The sequence below is a fragment of the Hymenobacter monticola genome (genome assembly GCF_022811645.1).
GTDB lineage: Bacteria > Bacteroidota > Bacteroidia > Cytophagales > Hymenobacteraceae > Hymenobacter > Hymenobacter monticola.
The window spans coordinates 4,322,221-4,344,673 of the sequence record NZ_CP094534.1 but is presented as its reverse complement, the minus strand read 5'-3'; the positions used below and the strand labels follow the sequence as shown (position 1 = coordinate 4,344,673).

The 22,453-nt window shown below is 66.0% G+C and carries 13 protein-coding genes; 8 read left to right on the top strand and 5 right to left on the bottom strand.

Features of this window, described 5'->3' with window-relative positions:
* The first annotated feature begins 5 nt into the window (after positions 1-5).
* From MTP16_RS18040 to MTP16_RS18005, 8 genes are all read left to right on the top strand, one after another.
* Positions 6-782 carry an energy transducer TonB gene (locus MTP16_RS18040; RefSeq protein WP_243512558.1) on the top strand — a complete coding sequence of 259 codons (777 nt, stop codon included), beginning with the start codon at positions 6-8 and terminating at the stop codon, positions 780-782.
* Between the two features lie 9 nt (positions 783-791).
* Positions 792-1,607: an energy transducer TonB gene (locus MTP16_RS18035; protein WP_243512555.1), complete on the top strand. Its 816-nt coding sequence runs from the start codon at positions 792-794 to the stop codon at positions 1,605-1,607.
* A gap of 316 nt (positions 1,608-1,923) precedes the next feature.
* Positions 1,924-2,775, top strand: a complete 852-nt coding sequence (locus MTP16_RS18030; RefSeq protein WP_243512553.1) for an energy transducer TonB — start codon at positions 1,924-1,926, stop codon at positions 2,773-2,775.
* Between the two features lie 139 nt (positions 2,776-2,914).
* A complete protein-coding gene (gene gatB, locus MTP16_RS18025) occupies positions 2,915-4,372 on the top strand; it encodes an Asp-tRNA(Asn)/Glu-tRNA(Gln) amidotransferase subunit GatB (protein ID WP_243512551.1) in 1,458 nt (485 codons plus the stop codon).
* A gap of 125 nt (positions 4,373-4,497) precedes the next feature.
* Entirely contained in the window at positions 4,498-5,628 is a 1,131-nt protein-coding gene (locus MTP16_RS18020) for a TlpA disulfide reductase family protein (RefSeq protein WP_243512548.1), read from the top strand.
* 127 nt (positions 5,629-5,755) lie between these two features.
* Entirely contained in the window at positions 5,756-7,627 is a 1,872-nt protein-coding gene (locus tag MTP16_RS18015) for a 7TM diverse intracellular signaling domain-containing protein (RefSeq protein WP_243512546.1), read from the top strand.
* A 291-nt stretch (positions 7,628-7,918) separates the two neighbouring features.
* Complete coding sequence (locus tag MTP16_RS18010) at positions 7,919-12,415, top strand: glycine-rich protein (protein ID WP_243512544.1); 4,497 nt, start codon at positions 7,919-7,921, stop codon at positions 12,413-12,415.
* A gap of 68 nt (positions 12,416-12,483) precedes the next feature.
* Positions 12,484-13,899 (top strand): phage tail protein, encoded by a 1,416-nt coding sequence (locus tag MTP16_RS18005; RefSeq protein ID WP_243512540.1) that lies wholly within the window; start codon positions 12,484-12,486, stop codon positions 13,897-13,899.
* A gap of 105 nt (positions 13,900-14,004) precedes the next feature.
* Here MTP16_RS18005 and MTP16_RS18000 read toward each other — a convergent pair whose 3' ends face one another.
* From MTP16_RS18000 to MTP16_RS17980, 5 genes are all read right to left on the bottom strand, one after another.
* Entirely contained in the window at positions 14,005-14,751 is a 747-nt protein-coding gene (locus tag MTP16_RS18000) for a hypothetical protein (protein ID WP_243512538.1), read from the bottom strand.
* A 53-nt stretch (positions 14,752-14,804) separates the two neighbouring features.
* Positions 14,805-15,323, bottom strand: a complete 519-nt coding sequence (locus MTP16_RS17995) for an acyl-CoA thioesterase (protein WP_243512535.1) — start codon at positions 15,321-15,323, stop codon at positions 14,805-14,807.
* Between the two features lie 164 nt (positions 15,324-15,487).
* A complete protein-coding gene (locus MTP16_RS17990) occupies positions 15,488-17,665 on the bottom strand; it encodes a M43 family zinc metalloprotease (RefSeq protein WP_243512531.1) in 2,178 nt (725 codons plus the stop codon).
* Positions 17,666-17,839: 174 nt separating this feature from the next.
* Entirely contained in the window at positions 17,840-19,993 is a 2,154-nt protein-coding gene (locus MTP16_RS17985) for a M43 family zinc metalloprotease (protein ID WP_243512528.1), read from the bottom strand.
* Between the two features lie 143 nt (positions 19,994-20,136).
* Positions 20,137-22,350 carry a M43 family zinc metalloprotease gene (locus MTP16_RS17980; RefSeq protein ID WP_243512525.1) on the bottom strand — a complete coding sequence of 738 codons (2,214 nt, stop codon included), beginning with the start codon at positions 22,348-22,350 and terminating at the stop codon, positions 20,137-20,139.
* Positions 22,351-22,453: the final 103 nt, after the last annotated feature.

Here is a 22,453-nt window from a genome sequence, read left to right as displayed (position 1 = left end):
TGCCCGTGAGTTCCTATTCGCAATTTGCTGTCTTAAAAGCTCTTATCGCGCTTGCTGCTGCCGAGGCTTCGGCCCAGCAGCCGGCCATTCCCGACCTAAAAACCGAATACCTGGACTCGGCCCGCGCGGTGCTGCCCACGGCCCAGGGCGCCCGCTACCGCCGCGAAACCGAGTACGCCGACAGCGTGCAGGCCGCGGTGAAAACGTATGCCCTGGCCACCGGTAAGCTGACGAGCTCGCAGATGTACGGCCACCTGCGTAAGGGCTTGCTTTCCGGCGTGTGGGAGGAGTGGTACCCCAGCGGCCAGCTTGAAAGCCACGCCGAATACCTGCACGGCCGGCGAACGGGCGAAATGCGCACCTACTACCCCAGCGGGCAACTGAAGCGTCGGGAGGTATACAACCAGAAGAACGATTTCAAGACCAGCGGCGAATGCTTTGCCGAAAACGGCCTGCCTGTGCCGTTCTTCCCGTTTGAGCAAATGCCCGTGTACCCGGAGGGCGACGGCGGACCCCGGGCCGTCATCAAGGCGGTGGTGCGCGGCATGGTTTACCCCAAGCTCACCCGCAAAGACCACTGCGAAGGCCAAGTCGTGGTTGGCTTCAATGTGAACGCCGCGGGGGAGGTGGCCGATGTTCAGCTCAAGCAGGGCCTGTGCCCGCTGGCCGACGAGGCCGTGCTGGCGTCGGTGCGCAAGCTCAAGCGCTTCCAGCCCGGCCGGCGCGACGGCGTGCCCATGCCGGTGGCCTACACTCTTCCTGTCACCTTTGCCAACGAATAGCTGCTTGCTGTGAAAACACTCTACCGCCTTCCATGCACGGCCGTTCTGCTGAGCCTGGCCGCCGCCAGCCACGCCCAGCACCTGCCCACGGCGGCGCCCGCCGCGCGGCCCACGCAAATCGTGTACCTCGACGCCAACCGGCACAGGCTGCCTTCCGAAGCCGGGGCCGTGGAGCGCCAGGAAACCGCCTACCGCGACTCGCTGAGCGGCACCAAGCGCACGTACTTCCTGCCTTCGGGCAAGCTCAAGTCCTTCATGCCGCTGGCCAGCGTGCGCAAAAGCCTGCGCCACGGCACCGTGAGCGAGTACTACGAAAACGGCCAGCTGCGCTACCAGGCCACATTTCAGGCCGGCAAGGTGGTGGGCGACTTGCTGACCTACTACCCGGATGGCACCCTCAAGCGCCGCGAGCACCACCTGCCCGACCAGCCGCTGGCGGGCGAATGCTTCGGGCCCGACGGCCAGCCGGTCGCCTATTTTCCCTACGAGCAGATGCCGGTGTACTCGGAAGGCGCCGGCGACAAAGCCGCCGTGGTGCGCGCCGTGATGCTGAACACCCGCTACCCCGTGGACGCCCTCAAGCAGCGAGTGTACGGCATTGTGAAGGTGAGCTTTGTGGTGGGCGCCGACGGCCGGGTGCAGGACATCAAACCCAATGACATCAAACCAGGGGAGGTGCCCAAGGGCATCGCCCGGGCCTATGAGTCGCTGCAAGACGCGGCCGTGAGCGCCGTGCGCCAGCTCAAGCCCTTTGCGCCGGGCCGGCAGGACGGCGAGCCGGTGGCCGTGTCGTTTACCGTGCCGGTCACGTTCCGCATTCAGTAAAGCGGGCAGGAGCGAAAAGAAAGAATCACCTCTCCAAAATAAAACCCTCAATCAAAAAAAGCCCGACCCGCTTGGAGAAAGCCGCGGCAGCCGGGGCCGCCTGGTTTCCAGCAAGCAGGCCTGGTATGGAAAGCTGACCTCCACTGAGTGCGAACGAGGATAACTACGCGCCGGCCGCTGCGCACGCCCCGCGCCGGGCGTACCCGCACCATGGCCGGAGGGGGATGACACCAAAGCCCGGGAGGTGCGTATAAACTGGGTGCGGTTGGTTATTTTTGATTGTTGCATTGCTTCACTTTATCGTTTGCTTGCGCTGGTGAAACCCTTACTGTCCGTCTTCGCAATGTTGGCGCTGCCGTTGGTGGGGCGCGCCCAGGCGCCGGCTGTCGCCCAGCCGCCCGCCACCTTCTACACCTCCGATTTCCAACTTACCACCCAGGCTGACCCCGCGGCTTACTGCGCCGAAACCACGTTTCGGGACAGTTTGACGGGCGTCACGCGGGTGTTTTACCCCTCGGGGGCCTTGCGGCAGTACATTCCCTACGCCAACGTGTACCGCCAAACCCTGCACGGCACCCTCACCACCTGGTACGAAGATGGCCGCATGCGCACCAAAGAGGACTACTACAACGGCCAGCGCCACGGCGACCTGCTCACCTACTACCCCGACGGCACCCTGAAGCGCCGCGACCGTTACGAGAAAGGCCTCTGCGGCATCGGCAATTGCTACGGACCCAACGGGGCACCGGTGCCGTATTTTGTCTATGAGCAGCTGCCCCTTTACCCCGGCGGGGAAGCGCAGCTCACCAAGGAGTTGGCCAAAGGCGTGCGTCTGAACGCGCAAGAGCTGGGCCAGATGCGCCGGGAAAGCTCCCAGATATACCGGATGGCCCGCGCCGGTTTCAACCGCGAGGTCGAAGTTGAGCTGCTGGTGGGCGAAGACGGCCGCATCACCAACGCCAAAGTGGTGAAATCAAGCTCCTCCTTTCTCAACGCAGCCGCGCTGCGGGCCGTGGGGGCGCTCAAGCGGCAGTTTGTGCCGGCCCGGCGCGACGGCCAAACCGTGCCCAGCCGCTACACCGTGCCGGTGTACTACACCATGGAAACGCCCTACCGGCAAGGCGCCGGCCCCGGCAGCTACTATCCACGCGGGGGCCGGCGCTGGTAATTTCGCCGCAGTTGGGCGGCGGCAGGTGGGGTAGGGCACGCGGCGCGTGCGGCAGCGCTGGCTGCCAAACGTGGCGGGCTTGCCCCCCGGCCGTTACCTTTAAGGCCGAATAGCTTTTAGCACCCCGCGTTTCTTAGTTATGGACGAAGCCACCCTTGCCCAATACCAGCCCGTTATCGGTCTCGAAGTACATGCTCAGTTGCTCACGCACAGCAAGATGTACTCGGCCGATGAAAACGAGTACGGCGTTGCGCCCAACACCAACTTGTCGGTTATCACCCTCGGCCACCCCGGCACCTTGCCCAAGGTGAACCGCACGGCCGTGGAGTTTGCCATGAAAATGGGCCTGGCTACCAACTGCCAGATTCGGCGCGACAACCTGTTTGCCCGCAAAAACTACTTTTACCCCGACCTGCCCAAGGGCTACCAGATTACGCAGGATAAAACCCCGATTTGCACCGAAGGCCACGTCGACATCCGCCTGGCCGACGGCAGCACCAAGCAAATCGGCATCACCCGCATCCACATGGAGGAAGACGCGGGCAAGAGCATGCACCTGGCCGGCGAAACTGAAACCCTGGTGGACCTGAACCGCGCCGGCGTGCCGCTCATCGAGATTGTGAGCGAGCCCGACATCCGCACCGGCGAGGAAGCCTACGCCTACCTCACCGAAATCAAGAAGCTGGTGGAGTACCTCGGCATCTGCGACGGCAACATGGAGGAGGGCTCGCTGCGCTGCGACGCCAACATCTCGGTGATGAAAAAGGGTGCCACGCAGTTCGGCATGAAGGTGGAAGTGAAGAACATGAACTCCTTCCGCAACGTGCAGCGCGCCATTGCCTACGAGATTGAGCGCCAGGTGGCCATCATTGAGGCTGGCGGCGAAGTGGACAGCGAAACGCGCGGCTTCGACGCCGCCAGCGGCACCACCAACGGCCAGCGCAGCAAGGAAACCCTCAACGACTACCGCTACTTCCCCGAGCCCGACCTGCCGCCGCTCATCATTTCGGACGAGTGGCTGCACCGCGTGGCCGCCGAGCTGCCGGCCCTGCCGCAGCAGCTCTACGCGCGCTTCACCGGCGAGCTGGGCCTGAGCGACTACGACGCCTCGGTGCTCATCGACCAGAAAGACGTGGCCCTGTTCTTCGATGAGCTGGCCCGCCTCACGCCCAACGCCAAAGCCGCCGCCAACTGGGTAATGGGCCCGGTGAAGAGCTACCTCAACGAGCGCGCCCTCACCATGGCCGATTTTCCGCTCGACGCCGCCCAATTGGCCGGCATCATTGAGCTGATTGACGCCGGTAATCTGAACTACTCGGTGGCCAGCAAGCAATTGTTCCCGCACCTGCTGGAGCACCCCACCGCCAACGCCACCGGTGCCGCCGAAAGCCTCGGCCTGCTCCAAAAAGCCGACAGCGGCGAGCTGGAAGGTTTGGTGCAGCAAGTGCTGGCCGCCAACCCCGCCAAAGTGGCCGAGTACCGCGCCGGCAAGAAGTCGCTCACCGGCATGTTCATGGGCGAGCTGATGAAGCTGACCGGCGGCAAAGCCGACCCCAAGCTGGCCAACCAGCTGCTGCGCACCGCGCTGGAAGGGTAGGTGGCGGATTGGTGGGTTAGTGGATTTTTATGCGCCAATCCACTAACCCACCAATCCAGCCTGTGGAACAATAATTTTACTGCCTTGCGTTGGCTAGTTTTACGCATAAGCTTATGCTGCATCCTATGATTAAATCTGTTTTCATTGCCGCCACCGCGCTGGGTTTGGCTAATGCTTGCCAGCCGGCCTCTGCTGCCGACGGCTACGAGGTTTCGGGCCAGTTGAAGAACGCGCCGGCCGGCACCGTGGTGCACCTGTCGGAGCTGACATCCAACCAGTTTGTGGAGAAAACCCAGGCCAAGACCGACGCTTCGGGCAACTTCACTCTGAAAGGCACTTCGGCCACACCGGGCATCTACCAGCTCAAACTGGACGAACCCAACCAGGTGTTGCTGATGCTCGACAACAAGACGCACGTGCAGCTGAGCGGCGACGCCAAAAGCCTGCCCACCTCCTACACCGTGAAGGGCAGCAAGGACGCCGAAGTGCTGCGCCAGCTCACGCAGGTGATGCAGGGCTCCAAGACTGAGCTCGAAAGCCTGGGCCAGCGCTACAACGCCGCCGGCCAGGCCGGCAAGGCCGACGAGATGAAGGCCATTGAAAAGCAGTACTACGCCATTCAAAGCACCAATTCGGCCCGGATGAAGGGCATCATGCGGCGCAACGCCACATCGGTGGCCACGGGCTTCGCAGTGGGTGCTTTCCTGAACCCCGACGAGGAGTTTGCCTTCGCCGACTCGCTGGCCGGCGTGCAGCGCAAGGCCAACCCGGAGTCGCCCTTCACCAAGGAGCTGACGGCGCGGCTGGAGCCCATGCGCCTCACGGCCCAGGGCAGCCAGGCTCCCGAAATCAACCTTGCGCAGCCCGACGGCAGCAAGCTGGCCCTGAGCAGCCTGCGCGGCAAGTACGTGCTGATTGATTTCTGGGCCAGCTGGTGCGGCCCCTGCCGCCAGGAAAACCCCAACGTGGTGAAAGCTTATAACCAGTTCAAGGACAAAGGCTTTACCATCTACTCCGTGTCGCTGGACCAGGACAAGGGCAAGTGGGAGAAAGCCATTGCCACCGACGGCCTCACCTGGCACCACGTGTCGGACCTGGCGGGCTGGGGCAGCGTTGCCGGCGCGGCCTACGGAGTGAAGTCCATCCCGCAGTCGTTCCTGCTCGACCCGCAGGGCAAAATCATCGCCAAGAACCTGCGCGGCGAAGCGCTGGCCGCCAAGCTGGCCGAGGTGCTGAAAACCAAGCCGCTGAACTAGCCCTACGAATCACTGCTAATGAAAGAGGCTTTTCCGAGAGGAAGGGCCTTTTTCATTAGCAGTGCGTTGTGAAGCGGAAGGCTCAGCTTTTCCGTAGGTGGGTGGTCTAACCAACGCTTCTTCTATATTGACAAAGACTTTTACCCTCTTATTTCTCTTACTGGCCAGCGTGCTGCGTGGGGCGGCGCAGCCGGGCCCGGGCCGCCCCGTTGCGGAGCTAGGGCGCGTGGGCGTGCTCCCCGACCGGAACTACACCTGGGACCAGATTCGGACCGACACTGCGCTGGTTTTCGCGCCGGCCGACTCCCTGCGCTCGGCACAGGCCCGGCGCTACTGGCTGAGGCTCGCCGTGCGCAACCCCAGCCGCTATGCCACGGCTGGCCAGCTCACGGTATTGCCCAACCTGGACAACACTTATTACTACTTTGACGAAGACGCCCGCGCCTGGCGCACCCGGCGTGTGGGCCAAGCCGTGCCCACCGACAGCCAGCGGGTGAAAGGCGCCCTGCTGCTGCCCCTGCCGGGCCAAGCCACCACCTGTTACGTGCTACTGCGTCTGGGCCCTGGCGCCGCCATGCCGCCCGCCGTGCGCCTGCGGGTGCGGCTGGTGCCGGCAGCCGAAGTCCGGCAAACCGACACGTTCTACCGCACGGCCTGGGCCGTGTCGTTGGCGGCGCTGCTGCTGTTGCTGCTCACCAACCTGCCCACCTACCTGCGCTTCCGCGACCGCAGCACGCTGTATTACCTGTGCTCGCAGGTGGGGGCGGCGCTGTACGTCACGGCGTTTCGGGGGTATTTTCGGGTGCTGTTTCCGGGGCCGGTGTTCAGCCAGCGTGTGCTGCCCGACGGCGTGAGCCTGTCCTACACCCTCAACAACGTGGCCATGCACCTGAGCGTGGCGCTCATGCTGCTGGGCTTTGGGCAGCTGACCCGTGCCTACCTGCTTACGCGCACCCGCCTGCCCCGGCTTGATGCCGCCCTGCGCTACGGGCTGCGGGGCTACTTCGTATTCGCGGGGGCAGTGGCGGTGGTGAACCTCAGCGGCTTCTACCTCAATCAGTTCACCCTGCTCTACGAAAACCTGTGGGTGCTGGCACTATTTGGGCTGCTGCTGGTCATTGGGATGACGGCCTTCCACCACCGGCTGCCCTTGGCCCGCCCCTACCTGTTGGCCAACGTGCTGCCCCTGACGTTCATTCTTCTCATGGCGGGCTACAACGTGGTAATCGGCTTTACCAACCGCGGCGACCTGCTGCTGCCCGACCTAGCCATTCTCTCGCACGCGCTGGGATTTTCGGCGGCCATCAGCATTCGCTTCCAAGCGTTGCAGCAAACCTTGCTATCCTCCGAGCGCGAAGCCGCCGCCCTGGCCCTCGACATCGAGCGGCAGGAGCTGCGCCACCGCGAAATCGTACTCAAGAACAGCCACATCCAAACGGCGCTACTGGCGTTGCAGCAGCGCCAGCAGGCCCAGGCCGCGCACACCCAGCAGCTTAGCGCCGACCACCACCAGCAGCAAACCGCCAACCATGACCTGCGCCAGCAGCTCGAAGCCAACCAGCGCGAGCTGGCGTCGACCACGCTCTACGTGCAGCAGAAAAACGCCCTGTTGGCCGAGCTCAAGCAGCAGATACAGGAGCTGAACGCGCAGCGTCCGGGCCAGCAAAACGAGCTGGCGGGCATCAAGTCCATCCTGCAAAGCAGCCTGCACCTCGATGAGGACTGGGTCCGGTTCAAGCTGCACTTCGAGCAGGTGCACCCACGGTTTTTTGAGGAGCTGCAGGCGAAGTACCCGGCCCTGACCAGCAACGAACAGCGGCTGTACTGCTATTTCCACATCCACCTGGCCACGAAGGAAATTGCGGCCCTGCTCAACATCGACCCCGCCAGCGTGCGCCGGGCGAAAACCCGTCTCTTCAAGAAGATTGCGGCCGCCGACCTGGCCGCCGGCCGCACCCCAGCCGCCGCGCCGCCCGACGGGCCGGCGGCCGACGAGTAGCCCGGCGAATTCTCCGGCTCGGCATTAGATAGAGAAAATAACGGGCTAATTATCAGACGGATTATAAAAGTTGTCCATACTTTGTCTACGCTGCTTTTTAGGAAAGCGGACAGGGGCGGGGGCAGGTTTGCAGCGCCGGGGCAGGTAGGCCACCGCCCCGGCGCCCCGAACCCTTCGGCCACCGCGCTACCCCGCGCGGGCGGCGCGCCGGCCCCTGAGGACAGCCCTCGGGGACGGCGCCGCCGCACGGCGGGGCGGGCTTTCATCCCTTGTTTTCCTCTTGAACTGCTTATGCTGAACCGTTACCTGCTCGCCCCGCTGGCCGCCCTCGCGCTGCTGGCCGCCCCCCGCCTCGCCCAGGCCCAGACCACGCCCACCGGCTCCGTAGGCATCGGCACCAGCGCCCCCAACGCGGCGGCGGCCCTCGACATCAGCAGCACCAGCAAGGGCCTGCTGCCCCCGCGCCTGACCAACGCCCAGCGCGACGCCATGAGTCCCGGCCCCACGGCGGCTGGCCTGCTCATCTACAACACCGACTCAAAATCCCTCAACACCTGGGATGGCACCCGGTGGCTGCTGGGCGTGAGCTACGATGCCGACAACACCACCACCATCAACACCGCCACCTCCGTTACCTACGAATACACGGGCAGACCACAGTACTACACCGTGCCCCCCGGCGTGACGAGCATCCGGGTGAAGGCCACGGGCGGGGCCGGCGGTGGCACCGGCAGCGTCGGCGGCCGGGGCGCCGTGGTAACGGTGGACTTGCCAGTGGCTCCCGGCGAGCGGCTGCAAGTGGAAGTGGGCGGCATGGCTCTGCCCTACAACGGCGGCGGCACCGCCACCCGCAACGGCGTGAATACCGGCGGTGGCGGGGCCACCGACCTGCGCCGCACGCGCCAGGCCTGGACCAGCGACTACTTGGCTGGCCGCTATGCCCTGGTGGTGGCGGGCGGCGGGGGCGGCAGCTCCAGCATGTATTACCCGGGCGGCAACGGTGGCACCCCGAACGGCGGGGATGGCTACTTCCAGGTGACGGGCGCCACCCAAAGCGGCCCCGGTCAGGGCGGCCAGAACGGCCAGCAGGGTGGCAGCGGCACCAATAACCAGGGCGCCAGCCTTAGCTACGCCGGTGCCGGCGGCGGCGGCGGCTACTACGGCGGGGGCGCCGGCTCGGTAGCGGGCGGCGGCGGCTCGTCGTGGGTAATACCCATTGCCACCGCCGTCCCGGGCACCAACATGTTTGACCTAGCCCCTTCCCACGGAGACGGCTCGCTCACCATCAGCACGCTCGGCACCACCACGGTGCTGCCGGCGCCCGTGCTCAGCGGGGCCAACTTCCAGAACGTGCCCGGCGCCTGGAGTGTGGACGGCAGCAACCTGTATCGCGCCGAGGGCAACGTGGGCATCGGCAACAAGTTTCCGGCCCAGAAGCTCGACGTGACCGGCAACGCCCTCATCAGCGGCTACACCACGGTGGGCGGCAACAGTACCGTAGGCGGCAGCAGCACCGTGACGGGCAGCAGCACCGTGGGCGGCAGTAGTACCGTGACGGGCAGCAGCGCCGTAGGTGGCAATAGTACCGTAGGCGGCAGCAGCACCGTGACGGGCAGCAGTACCGTGGGCGGCAGCAGCACCGTAGGCGGGCAGCTGGGAGTGGGCACCCTCGCGCCCGCCGCCTCGGCCGCTTTCGAGGTGAGCAGCACCACCCAGGGCATGCTGCCCCCGCGCATGACCATCGTGCAGCGCAACGCCATTGCCACCCCGGCCATCGGCCTGACCGTCTACAACACCCTTTCTAACAAGCTCAACACCTGGAACGGCACGAGCTGGACCGAGGCACTGAGCACGAACGAGCAGGCCGTGCAGCCGGGCACCGCTACGTTCACGGCCACGGGGGGGCCGCAGTCCTACGTGGTGCCGGCCGGCATCACGCGGGTAGTGGTGACGGCCAACGGGGCGCAGGGCGGCAACTCGGTCACCCAGACGGGGGGGCAGGCCACGGCGGTGGGCGGACGCGGGGCGCGGGTCCAAACCACACTCACGGTGTTGCCCGGCGAGGTGCTGGGCGTGTACGTGGGCGGCGCGGGACGCAATGGCGTAACGAGCGGCTTCGGGCCGGCGGGCGGCTGGAACGGCGGCGGCGACCTGCAGGGTGATGGTGGCTGGCACGGCGGCAGCGGCGGCGGGGCCACCGACGTGCGCCGGGGCAGCACCAAGCTGCTGGTGGCCGCCGGCGGCGGCGGGGCCGGCAACAACGCCAACATGATTGGCGGCGCGGGCGGGGCACCGAACGGGACCGGCGGCGGTAGCAACACGGGCGGCGGCGGCGGCACCCAGGCCGGCGGCGGCTATTCCGCCGGCACCGGCGACGCCCCGGGCCGGCTGGGCGAGGGCGGGTCGAATGCCTGGTACAACGCGGGCGGTGGCGGCGGCGGCTATTACGGCGGCGGCGGCGGCGGCAACCCCTACACCAGAGAGGGCGGCGGCGGTGGGGGGGGGGCGTCGTGGGTAGCGCCCACCGGCACCACGGCCACCACCATGACGGCCGGCGCCAACGCGGGCGCCGGCAGCCTCACCTTCGCGCCCGAAACCGCCTACGCCGCGCCCGCCCTCGACGGCAGCAACTTCGTGAACGTGCCCGGCGACAACCTGGGCAACCACACCGCCACCCAGAACCTGAACCTGGCCGACAAGCTGCTGGTGGGCAACGGTGGCACCACAGGCCTGGCCGTGAGCAGCGCCGGCCAGGTAGGCATCGGCACCGCAGCTCCCGCCGCCTCGGCCGCGCTCGACGTGAGCAGCACCACCAAGGGCCTGCTGCCCCCGCGCCTGACCACCGCCCAGCGCGACGCCATCGGCAGCCCGGCAGCCGGCCTGACCATCTACAACACCTCCACCGGCAAGCTCAATACCTGGAACGGCACGAGCTGGGATGCGGCCCTGAGCAGCACCGAGCAGCAATTCCAGAACCCGACCATCACCTTTGAGTACACCGGCGGCCCGCAAACTTACCGCGTTCCGCCCGGCATGTACAGCCTGCGCCTCGACGTGTCCGGGGCTGAGGGGGGGCGCGCGGCCGGCCGCACCGGCCGCGGCGGCGGCGCAGGGGCGCAGGTGCAGGCCACCCTGGCCGTGACGCCCGGCGAGGTGCTGACCCTGTACGTGGGCGGGGCCGGCAGCACGGCCGTGTACGGCGGCAGCGGCGGTGGGGGCTACAACGGCGGCGGCAACGGCTCCACCGATAGTGGCAACCTCCACGGCGGCGGCGGCGGCGGCAGCGACGTGCGGCGCGGCGGCACCGCCCTCACCGACCGCCTGCTGGTGGCGGCCGGTGGCGGCGGCGGCGCGGATTCCGGCTTCGGCGGCTTCGGCGGCACCACTACTGGCGCCTCGGGCAACACCGACTTCTATTTTCCCACGCCCTCGGGCGGCAGCCAGACCGCGGGCGGCAACCCCGGGGGGGCGCTGGGCCAGGGCGGCGACGGCGTGACCTACCGGGGCGCGGGCGGCGGCGGCGGTTACTACGGGGGCGGAGCGGGGAGCGGGTACGGGGTCGGGGCGGCCGGCGGCTCGTCGTGGGTAACACCCACCGGCACCAGCGCCGTGACCCTCACGGCCAACGCCCGCGTCGGCAACGGGGTCATCATACTCACGCCGGGCCTGCAGTACGCCGCGCCCGTGCTCAACGGGACCAACTTCGTGAACGTGCCCGGTACCTGGAGCGTGAGCGGCAGCAACCTGTATCGCGCCGAGGGCAACGTGGGCATCGGGACCAGCAGCCCCGGCCAGAAGCTGGACGTGAGCGGCAACGCCAACGTGAGCGGCAACAGCACGGTGGGCGGCAACGTGGGCATCGGCACCACTGCGCCTACCGCCCGCCTCGACGTGGACGGCGGCATCGTGGCCCGCGCCAACGGCCGCATCAACCAGCAGGGCGCCCACCTGCAGTGGAACCGCAGCGGGGGCCTCGGCGAAACCTGGCTGATTAATCAGCAGGGCGGCGGCTCGGGCGGTATCTTCTTTGGTAAATCGGATGCGGTGAGCAGCGGCAACAACACCTTAACCGAGTGGGCCCGCTTCGACGGCAACGGCCAGCTCGGCATCGGCACTACGCCCGGCCACCCGCTCACGGTACGGGCCGGCGCAGCCGTCAACAGCCCGCTGTTGGGCTTCAGCAATCAGGCCGGCGCCGACCGGTACAACTTCAGCCTGGCCAGCGGGGGGCTGAACCTGAGCGAGAGCGGCGTGGCCAGCGGGCGCATCTTCGTGCAGGACGCCACGGGCAACGTAGGCATCGGCAACACCAACCCCGGCCAGAAGCTCACCGTCTCCGGCAACATCTGCGCCTCGGGCGGGCTCAACTGCGCTTCCGACCAGCGCTACAAGCGCGACGTGACGCCGCTGAGCGGGGCCCTAGCCAACGTGCTGGCCCTGCGCGGGGTGAGCTACTACTGGCGGCAGGCCGAGTTTCCGGCCATGAACTTTAGCCCTGTCCGGCAGGTGGGCGTTATTGCCCAGGAAGTGGAGCCGCTGTACCCCGAGCTGGTGAGCACCGATGCTGACGGCTACAAGAGCGTGAACTACGCCCAACTCACCCCCGTGCTCATCGAGGCCCTCAAGGAGCAGCAGCAGATTGAAGCCCTGAAGCAGCAAGCCGCTGCGGCCAAGGCCGAAGCCAGCAGCGCCAAAGCCCAGGCCGCCCAGGCCACCGCCACGCTGGAAACCTTCGAGGCCCGGCTGCGGCGGCTGGAGGCGGCCACGGGCGGGCAGGCCCAGCGCTAGCCAATGGCGCCTCGCAGGGCAACCTTTTTGCCCCGCTAAGCTTTGTCTAAATGCGGAAAAACCTCGATATGAAAACACGCTTTACCCTTGCGCTGCTACTGCCATGCTTGGGCGGCTTTGCGCAAACCCTCACCAACGACGGCGCCACCATTACCGTGAGCGCCGGGGCCACGCTCTACGTGGCCGGCTCGGTGCAAAACAACGCCGGCGGCACCTTAAGCAACACGGGCACCGTGGAGCTCACCGGCGACCTGACCAACGCTGGCACGCTGGCGTCGCCTGGCAAGCTGCTCTTCAGCGGCACCGCCAACCAGATGCTCACGCCCGGTACCGCCACGGTGGGCACCCTTGTACTGGCCAATACCGGCGCTGCCGGCCAGCGCACCCTGGCCCTGCCCACCGACCTAACCCTGAGCACGGCGCTCATCCTGCAAAGCGGGCTGCTGCGCACTTCCGCTGGCGCCACGCTCACCCTGCCCGACGGGGCCACACTCAGCGGCGAAGGTCCCGGCCAGTACGTGCAGGGAAACTTGCGCATAGTGCGCGCCGCTGGCTCGGGCGTGCTCGATTTTGGTCATGGCGCTACGCTCGACCGCACCGGCTTGGGCCAGGTCAGCATCACCCGCACCGCCGGCCTCCAAACCAACAACTTGAGCCGGGCCGTGGGCCTGGGCACGCCCACCGCCCAAGGCATCGACCGCATTTGGACCGTGGAAACGGGCACGCCGCCCAGCGCCGCCGTGCCCGTCACCTTGCAATGGGTGGCCGACGATGACAACGGCATTGCCAGCTTCGCCATTACGCAGGCCTGGCGCGCCCCGCTGGGCTCCGCAACGTGGGCTGCTACGGGCAATTCCGGCGCCGCCACCGTGAGCGGCAGCTCGCGCAGCTTCTCGTTCACCACCGTGGCCCTCGACCGACTCACGCTGGGCGGCTTGGCTGCGCCGCTGCCCGTCACGCTGGTGGCCTTCACGGCCTCGCCCCAGGGCGCCGACGCGCTGCTGCGCTGGACCACGGCTTCGGAGCTGCACAACGACCGGTTTGAGGTGGAAGCCAGCGCCGACGGCCGCAGCTATCGCCGCATCGGCACGGTAGCGGGCGCGGGCAGCAGCCAGACGGCGCACCATTATCAGCTGGTTGACCCGGCCATTGCCCATTACGGTACCAGCCTCGTGTATTACCGCCTGCGGCAGGTCGACACCGACGGTACGGCCGTCTATTCGCCCGTCCGCACCGTGGCCGTCGACCGGGCTTCCCAGCCTGCCGGCTTGGCCCTGTTCCCGAACCCCACCCGCGCCGCGGCCACACTCACCGGTGCCCAGCCCGGTGCGGTGGTGGTGGTGCTCGATGCCGTGGGCCGGCATGTCCTAGACGTCACGGCCGATGCCGATGGCAAAGCGGCACTGGCGTTGCCCGTAGGCATAGCCACCGGCGTGTACGTGGTGCGAACCGGCACGCAAGCCCTACGACTCACCGTAGAATAAGCCTAGCAGAAGCCGCACTTCGAACAAAAAAGCCCTCAGCTGAATGGCTGAGGGCTTTTTTTCGTTCGATAACGTAACACACTAGTTGTCATCTGGTCGGATTCACTAGCTGAACATGCGCTGCAGGCCGGGCCAGAGGCGTTTTTTCAAACTCACGTCGTACTCCACCAAGTCGACCGTGGCCGAGGCCAGGTAAGCCAAGTTCAAGCTTGGAAACAGGACGGGCTCGTAAATCTGGGTGTTGCGGATGGTAGTGTCAAGCAGGTTTTTACCGAAGGCTATGATTTGCGTGGCGGCCAGCCGTTGGCGCAAGTTGGCTAAGGCCACCGGCAGCTCCGATTCCACATTTACCAGCATCACGTCGGCCATCACCATGTTCAGGGCCTGCAGCATCTTGTTCAGGAACATGTTGCGGTGCAGCTTTTGAAACTGGTCGGCGGGCAGGCGGAACAGCAGCACCACGCCCTGTGGGTTGTTGCCCATGGTGGTGTACGGTGTCATCATCACCGGGGCCACGCCGGGCGGAGCGGGAGCCGGAGGCGGGCCAGCCGGTGCTACCTCCCGTGCGCTCGCCAGCCGGTCGGTCAGCTTCACCTGGGTGGCAGTTGGAATCGACTTGGGCAGGCCCGGCCGAGGCCCGGGGGCATCGTCGGGTCGGTTCAGGCGCTCAGCCAGCGGGTTGGGGGGTGCGGCATTAGCGGGGCCGGCGGCCGGGGCAGGCGCCGCGCTCGCAGCCGGGCCAACGGCCGCGGCGGGTACCGGCGTGGAGGTGGGCGCTGGTGCCTCGGCCGGCACGTACAACGTCACGTCGGTATAGAAATTTTGCAGAAAAGCCAGTTGTTCAGCAGACATAGCGAGGTAATGGCTTGTGGAAACAGCGCAAAAGATACAACAAGTTTCGGTGGTTATTCCAGGGCAAACAAGGCTTTTAGCTCGCTGGCCTCGCCGGGCTGCATGCGGCCGGCCAGCACGAGGCGCAGCTGGCGCCGGCGCAAGGCCCCGTCGTAGAGCGCAATTTCCTCGGGAGTGCCGGGCACGGCCTCGGGCACGTCGATGGGCCGGCCCGACTGGTCGACGGCCACAAAGGTCAGGAAAGCCTCATTGGTTTTAATCTTGGTGCCGCTGGGAATGTCCTCGGCCCACACGTCGATGTGCACTTCCATGCTGGAGCTGAAGGCCCGCGTCACCTGCGCCTGCAGGGTCACGACGTTGCCCAGCCGGATGCTGTCGCGGAACGAGACGTTGTCGACCGAGGCCGTGACCACAATGCGGTTGGAGTGTTTCTGGGCCGAGATGGCGGCGGCAATGTCCATGAGGTGCATCATGCGGCCACCCATCAGGTTGTTCAGGGTGTTGGTGTCGTTTGGCAGCACCAGCTCCGTCATGATGACGAAGGAGTCGGCCACCGGTTTTTGCTTGCGCATATGCGGGCGATAAAAGTCAGGGAGCTATGAAATGGGCGGCGGCAAGAATGCCGAAGCTTGCATCGTGCACAAAGGTACGCCCCAGCCGCAAGCGCCGACCGCAAAAAAAGCCCCATCCGACTCCGGACGGGGCTTTGAAACGTTTTAAACCAGCGGGGCCTCGCTTACTCGACGGTGAGCTTGGAGGTGAAGGTCTGGCCGTCGAGGCGGACGCGCACGAGGTACACGCCGGCGGGCAGGGGGCGTCCGGCCGGGTTCAGAGCCAGCACCTGCGGGCCGGCGGCGTAGGTCTTGGCCGGCAGGGCCAGCACGGGGCGGCCCAGCACGTCGGCCAAGGTCACTTGCACGGCGGCGGCTTTGTCCAAGGTCAAATGCACGGCCGATTGCTGGGTGAGCGGGTTGGGGTAGACCTCAATGCCGCGGGCGGCGCCGGCGTCCGCTTTGGCGGCCAACGGGTTGGAGATGCGCAGGTGGTCGAGGAAGAAGGTGTTGCTGTTGTTCTGGGCGTTGCCGTTCACCATCTGCAGGCGCACTTTGAAGAGGCCGCTGCCCTGGAACTGGGCCGGAATGGCTACGCTCAGCGTTTGCCAATCGGCGCTGGAGGTGGGCACGAAGCCGTCGTTCGGGGTCAGGCCCTGCGTGCTCAGCGCCGCGGCGTTGAAGGTGGTCGGCGTCGACCAGGTCGTGCCGCAGTCCGAGCTGAAGGACACGCGCAGTTGCGAGTTGTCGGTGCTCGACCGCAGGGCGTAGGCGCGGGCAAAGCGCAGCGTGGCGTTGCTGATGCCGCTCAGGTTGATGTTGGGGGTAATGAGGGTGGCCGTGACGCTGGCCGGGTAGGTGCGGTTGGTCACCTGCAGGTAGGCCGAGCCGTCGGCGGCGGGCACGGCCGTCTGCCGGCGCCACACAAAAGAGGAACTGGCCACGCCAGCGGACGTGGCGCCGCTGGTTTCGTAGTTGCGCAAGGTGGGCGCCGCAAAGAGACTAGGGAAGTTGGCGTCCTCAAACGACTGCGTGAGCGGAGCGCTTTCGCCGCCGGTCGGGCCTTCCACCCGAATGATGTTGGTTTTGGTGCTGCTGGTGCTGCCGACGGAGTTGGTCACCGTTTCGGTCACCGAGTAGAAGCCGGCCGTGGGGTAACTCACGCTCACCTGCTGGCCCGTGGCCGTGGCGGGCGTGCCGCCGGGAAACGACCAGGAGTAGGACAGCGTGCCGCCCGAGGGCGTGAAGTTGGTGGAATAATCGCGCAGCGTCACGGGCGTGTTGATGCACACGTTGGCGCTCGAACCCGGGGCTATGGCAAAGTCGGCGATGGGGGCGCAGTCGGGGGCCACATACCCGTCGTTGGTGCCGGTAAAGACCAGGTTGGCCTGCGAGGTTAGCAGCGAGCGGTTGGCGGCCAATACGTTGCGCATGTACGTGCGCTGCCCCTGGGTGAACATCCGGAAGCAATACGAATAGTCCATGAAGTTCTGCACGTTGGCGACGGGGCCGCAGGACGCATAGTTCAGGTTGCAGTTCGAGTAGATGCCGTCGGTTTGCGGGGTGTCGGGAATGTTGTCGGTGCCGGTGCAGTCGCCGGTGCCGGGGTTGTTGGTGGGCCCCCAAGTGTGCGACAGACCAAGGTAGTGGCCGATTTCGTGCGTGGCGGCGCGGCCCACGTAAAGGCTGCCCGTGCCCTGCGTGCCGAAGTAGGTGCTCAGCACCGTGAAGCCGTCGCGCACGTTGGTGGGCGTGTTGGGCGGCGACACGTAGCCGGCGGCCCCGCTCGAAATGCCCGTCACCACCCAGATGTTCATGTAGCGGGCCCGGTCCCAGTTCGAAATGGCCTGCACGGCGCCGCTGCGGTCGTCCACCGAGATGCTGGGCGCGTAGTGGCGGGTGATGCCGGTGGTGCAGTTGCCGTTCGGGTCTTTCTTGGCCAGCCGGAACTGGAAGCCCACCGCCGCCGCGATGGGCCGGAACAGCGGCGAGATGTCGGCTGTGTCGGGGTTCAGCTTCTGGTAGTCCAGGTTCAATTGGGCAATGGCGCTGTTAATCTGCCGGTCGCTGATGTTGTCGGTGCCACCCGCGTGAATGACGTGCACCACCACCGGAATGGTGATGTCGGTCACGTAGTTGTTGCGCTGCTGCACCCCTTGGGTTTGCGCCTTCGACAGCGCCTCCATGCGCTCGCTGAACTGTTTCTGCGCTTCGCGGGCACCGGGGTGCTCGGCAAAATAGCGGTTCTGCTCGTCCGTGGTGCCGCACCAGTTGGGCGAGATGCCAGCAGGCGTTTGGGCAATGGCACTTAGACCCGAGAGGGTCAGCAAAGCAGCCAGGGCCGAGGGTAAAACTCTTTTCATCATATGAGAAGGTGAGTAAGGGAAATTATCTATTATCGGACCAACGCCAATGCGTGGAATTAAAATTCAGTAGGTCAGCAAATATACAACTTCAACTCTTAGTTGTAAAGAGCCAAAAAAGCCCCGTCCGGAGTCGGACGGGGCTTTTTAGCGTTAATGCATCCTGGAAAAAACCTACTCGACGGTGAGCTTGGAGGTGAAGGTCTGTCCGTCGAGGCGGACGCGCACGAGGTACACGCCGGCGGGCAGGGGGCGTCCGGCCGGGTTCAGAGCCAGCACCTGCGGGCCGGCGGCGTAGGTCTTGGCCGGCAGGGCCAGCACGGGGCGGCCCAGCACGTCGGCCAAGGTCACCTGCACGGAAGCGGCCTTGTCCAAGGTCAAATGCACGGCCGTTTGCTGGGTGAGCGGGTTGGGATACACGGCGATGCCGTTCGCTGCCCCCGCATCAGCCTTGGCGGCCAAGGGGTTGGAGATGCGCAGGTGGTCGAGGAAGAAGGTGTTGCCTTGCGCCGTGCCGTTCACCATTTGCAGGCGCACTTTGAAGAGGCCGCTGCCCTGGAACTGGGCCGGGATGGCCACGGCCAGCGTTTGCCAGTCGGCGCTGGAGGTGGGCACGAAGCCGTCGTTCGGGGTCAGGCCCTGCGTGCTCAGCGCCGCGGCGTTGAAGGTGGTCGGCGTCGACCAGGTCGTGCCGCAGTCCGAGCTGAAGGATACGCGCAGTTGCACGTTATCGGCAGCCGTGCGCAGGGCGTAGGCGCGGGCAAAGCGCAGCGTGGCGTTGCTGATGCCGCTCAGGTTGATGTTGGGCGTGACCAAGGTGGCCGTGACGCTGGCCGGATAGGTGCGGTTGGTCACTTGCAGATAGGCCGAGCCATCGGCGGCGGGCACGGCCGTCTGCCGGCGCCACACAAAGTTGGTGGAGGCGGTATTGGTTGCGGTCAGGCCGCTGGTTTCGTAATTGCGCAACGTAGGCGTGGCGTAAATATTGGGGAAATTGGCGTCCTCGAACGATTGCGCGAGCGGGGCCGCTTCCCCACCGGTGGGGCCCTCCACCCGAATGATGTTGGTCTGGGTGCTAACGGTGCTGCCGATGGAGTTGGTCACCGTTTCGGTCACCGAGTAGAAGCCGGCCGTGGGGTAGCTCACGCTCACCTGCTGGCCCGTGGCCGTGGCGGGCGTGCCGCCGGGAAACGACCAGGAGTACGACAGCGAACCACCTGCTGCCGTGAAGTTGGCCGAGTAGTCGCGCAGCGTCACGGGCGTGTTGATGCACACGTTAGCGCTCGAACCCGGGGCCACGCCGAAGGCCGCGATGGGCGCACAGTTCGGGGCCACGTAGCCGTCGTTGGTGCCCGTCGCAACTAGGTTGGCCTGCGAAATCAGGTTCGGACGGTTGGCCGCCAGCACCGAGCGCATCAGGGCCCGCTGGCCCTGGGTAAACATCGACGCGCACGAAGCGTAGTCCATGAAGTTCTGCACGTTGGCAATGGGACCGCAGGGCGCGTAGTTCAGGTTGCAGTTGAAGGTACCGTCGGTGGGCGGCGTGTCGGCCACGAAGTCGGTGCCGGTGCAGTCGCCGGAGCCGGGGTTGTTGGTCTGGCCCCAGGGGTGCGACAGGCCAAAGTAGTGGCCAATCTCGTGGGTAGCGCCGCGCAGCAGGGCGTTGCCGGGGCTGCTGGTGCCTTGGTTGCCAAAGTAGTCGTGGCGAATCACGTAGCCGTCGCGCGGGTTGGTGGGGCTGTTCGGGGGCGACACGTAGCCCACCACAAACCCACCGGCGGAAGCCACACCAATGGTGTTCACCACCCAGATGTTCATGTACTTGCTCTGGTCCCACACGCCCACGGCCTGAATGGCGCCGCTTTGGTTGTCGTTGAACAGGCTCGGCATGTAATGGCGCGTAATGCCGGTGGTGCAGTTGCCGTTCGGGTCTTTCTTGGCCAGCCGAAACTGGAAGCCCACCGAAGCAGCAATGGGCCGGAACTGCGGGATAATCTGCGCCGTATCGGCGTTCAGCTTCTGGTAGTCCTCGTTCAGCAGGGCAATGGCGCTGTTAATCTGCCGGTCGCTAATGTTGTCGGCGCCCCCAACGTGAATGATGTGCACCACCACCGGAATCGTCACGTCGGTCACGTAGTTGGTGCGCTGGGCCTGCTGCTGGGCATCGGCGGCCATGCGCTGCATAAATGCTCTTTGGGCATCGCGGGCGCCGGGATGGGCGGCGAAGTAGCGCTCCTGCTCGTCCACGGTGCCGCACCAGTTGGGGTTTTTGCCGGGCGTGGTTTGGGCGTGGGCGCCCAGGCCGGCGAAGGCAAGGGCCGCAGCCATTACCGAGGGTAAAAATCTTTTCAGCATAGGGGTGTAAAAAAGAAGAGAAGAAATCAAAGGTCGGAAAAGCAGCAGAAGGGTGGCAGCTAACCCAAAAAAATGTTCATCGGTCGGCTCGTCTGACGAGCCGAATCAACCTGAAATCAAGGCATTACCACTTTGGAAGTCCAACGCGCGTTTTGCGTGGTCAGTTCAACCAGGTAAACACCCGAAGCAGGTCGGGCCGCGCCGGCCGGCAGCAGCGGCAGCGTTTGGCGGCCGGCGTGGCCCGCCGCCTGCACCGGGGCAACCACCGCGCGGCCCAGCAAATCGGTGAGGCGCAGCTGCACCGGGCCGGGTGCGGCCAAGGTGAATTCCACCGCCGTTTCGGCCGTGAGCGGGTTGGGGAACACGCGCAGGGCGCCGGTGCTGGCGGCCGTGCGGCCGGCCAGCGCGCTGGCTGCCTGAATGGCCAGGCGGTCGATGTAGATGGAGTTGCCGCCGTTGCTCAGCATTTGAATGCGGAACTGGAAATGGCCGGAGATGAACGAGGCGGGAATGGGCACCACCAGCGGCTTCCACTGCGCCGCCGAGGTCGGAATGAACCCAATGACCCGGGCCGTGTCCAGGGTGTTGAGCGCGGCGGGGAAGATGTTGCCCTGGTTAATCCAGGTCTGGCCGCAGTCGTCGCTGAACTGCACGTTCAGGTACTCGTTGATGGGGGTGGGCCGCAGCGCATACGCGCGGTCAAAGGTGAGCACCGGCGGGTTGGCGGCCGAGTAGGCGCTCAGGTTGATGTTGGGCGATTGCAGGCGGGTTTGGGTGCCGGCCGGCAGCAGCGAGCTGCGCACGGCCACGCAAGCCGTGCCGTCGCTGGGCTGCAGGCCGTTGGAGTTGCTCACCTGCCGCACCCAGCGGGCCGCGCCCGAAGTCGAGTTGGTGGTGTTGGTCCAGTTGCGCAGGTCGCCCGCAGCGAAGTTGAGCGGGAAATTGGGGTTCTCAAACGACTCGGCCAGCGGCGCGGTCAGGCCCACGTTGCCCCCCAGCACCTGAATCAGGCCCGTGCGGGTGCGGGTGCCGCTCTGCCCGGCGGCCGTCACCGTCAGGGTCACGTTGTAAGTGCCGCCGGTGGGGTAGGTCACGTCGGGGTTGCGCAACGACGACGTGCTGGGCACGCCGCCCGGAAACTGCCAGGCGTAGGTGACGCCCGGCGCCGCCAGGTTGGCATTGTAGGAATAGTCGGAAAAGGAAACCGTAGCGCCTTCGCACACCACCGTGGCCGTGGCTTCAAAAGCCACCACTGGGGCGCAGGGCACGGCGTTGTAGCCGTCGTTGGTGCCGGTGGCTACCAGATTGGCGGCGCTGGTGAGCACCTGCCGGCAGCCCAGCTGCAGCGAAGCCCGCATCACGGCGCGCTGCCCCAGCGTGAACATGCGCGTGCAGGTGGCGTAGTCCATGAAGTTCTGCACGTTGGCCAGCACGGGCAGGTTGGTGGTGGGGTCGGTGCAGGGCGAAAAGTTCAGGTTGCAGCCGTTCTGCGAGCCGATGGTGTTCGGCGTGTCGGCAATGCCGTCGTCGATGCCGCAGTTGCTGGGCAGGCCCGGCGTGTTGCTGCCGCCCCAGGTGTGGGGCAGGCCGAAGTAATGCCCGATTTCGTGGGTCAGCGAGCGAATGCACAGGTTAGCTCCGCACGAAGTGCCGATGCTGCCCAGCTGGGCGTTGCGAATCACGATACCGTCGACGCTGCCGCCGGTGCAGGGCAGGTAGGCGTAGCCACCCGCGCCGTTGGCGCTGGTGCAAATCCACACGTTGAGGTATTTGCTCTGGTCCCACTTAACCAGGTTTTTCACCCGGTCGTCGCCGATGTTGGTGTCGGTGGAGTAGGTGTGGGTAATGCCGGTGGTGCAGTTGCCGTTGGGGTCTTTCTTGGCCAGCCGGAAGCGGAAGCCGATGTTGGCGTAGCGCGGCTGAAAAAACGGAATGACGTCGGCCGTGTCGCGGTTGGTTTTGCTGAAGTCCTCGTTGATGACGCGCATGGCGTCGTTCACCTGCGCATCCGTGATGTTGTCGGTGCCGCCGGTGTGAATGATGTGCATCACCACGGGCACGGTCACGTCGGGCGTGGCCAGCAGACGGGCCTGGGCGCTGGCCGGCATCTGGGCCACCTGCTGCAGGAAGGCCCGGTAGGCTTGTTCGGCGCCGGGCTGGCGGGCAAAGGCGGCCTGCTGCGCGCTGTCGAAGGCGCAGCGGATGCCGGTGCGGTGCTCGGGGTAACGGCGGCTTAGGCCTTGCGGGGTTTGGGCCACGGCCACCTGGCACAAGGCGGCGGCCCCCATGCCCAGCAGCCAGTGCCGGGCCATGCGTAAGTGTTTCAGCATAGATTCTGAAAAGAGAAAAAAGAAAAGGGCAGAAGCAGCGCGGCGGGGCCAGGGGGGTGGAGCAGTAGTCCGTCGGCGTTGCAATCCGTGAGCAAGATACGCC

Bases quoted from the DNA above. Each gene is read 5' to 3' on its own strand.
- MTP16_RS17985 (WP_243512528.1), bottom strand. From the start codon at position 19,993: ATGGCTGCGGCCCTTGCCTTCGCCGGCCTGGGCGCCCACGCCCAAACC.
- MTP16_RS18020 (WP_243512548.1), top strand. From the start codon at position 4,498: ATGATTAAATCTGTTTTCATTGCCGCCACCGCGCTGGGTTTGGCTAAT.
- MTP16_RS18005 (WP_243512540.1), top strand. From the start codon at position 12,484: ATGAAAACACGCTTTACCCTTGCGCTGCTACTGCCATGCTTGGGCGGC.
- MTP16_RS17980 (WP_243512525.1), bottom strand. From the start codon at position 22,350: ATGCTGAAACACTTACGCATGGCCCGGCACTGGCTGCTGGGCATGGGG.
- gatB (WP_243512551.1), top strand. From the start codon at position 2,915: ATGGACGAAGCCACCCTTGCCCAATACCAGCCCGTTATCGGTCTCGAA.
- MTP16_RS17990 (WP_243512531.1), bottom strand. From the start codon at position 17,665: ATGAAAAGAGTTTTACCCTCGGCCCTGGCTGCTTTGCTGACCCTCTCG.
- MTP16_RS18010 (WP_243512544.1), top strand. From the start codon at position 7,919: ATGCTGAACCGTTACCTGCTCGCCCCGCTGGCCGCCCTCGCGCTGCTG.
- MTP16_RS17995 (WP_243512535.1), bottom strand. From the start codon at position 15,323: ATGCGCAAGCAAAAACCGGTGGCCGACTCCTTCGTCATCATGACGGAG.
- MTP16_RS18000 (WP_243512538.1), bottom strand. From the start codon at position 14,751: ATGTCTGCTGAACAACTGGCTTTTCTGCAAAATTTCTATACCGACGTG.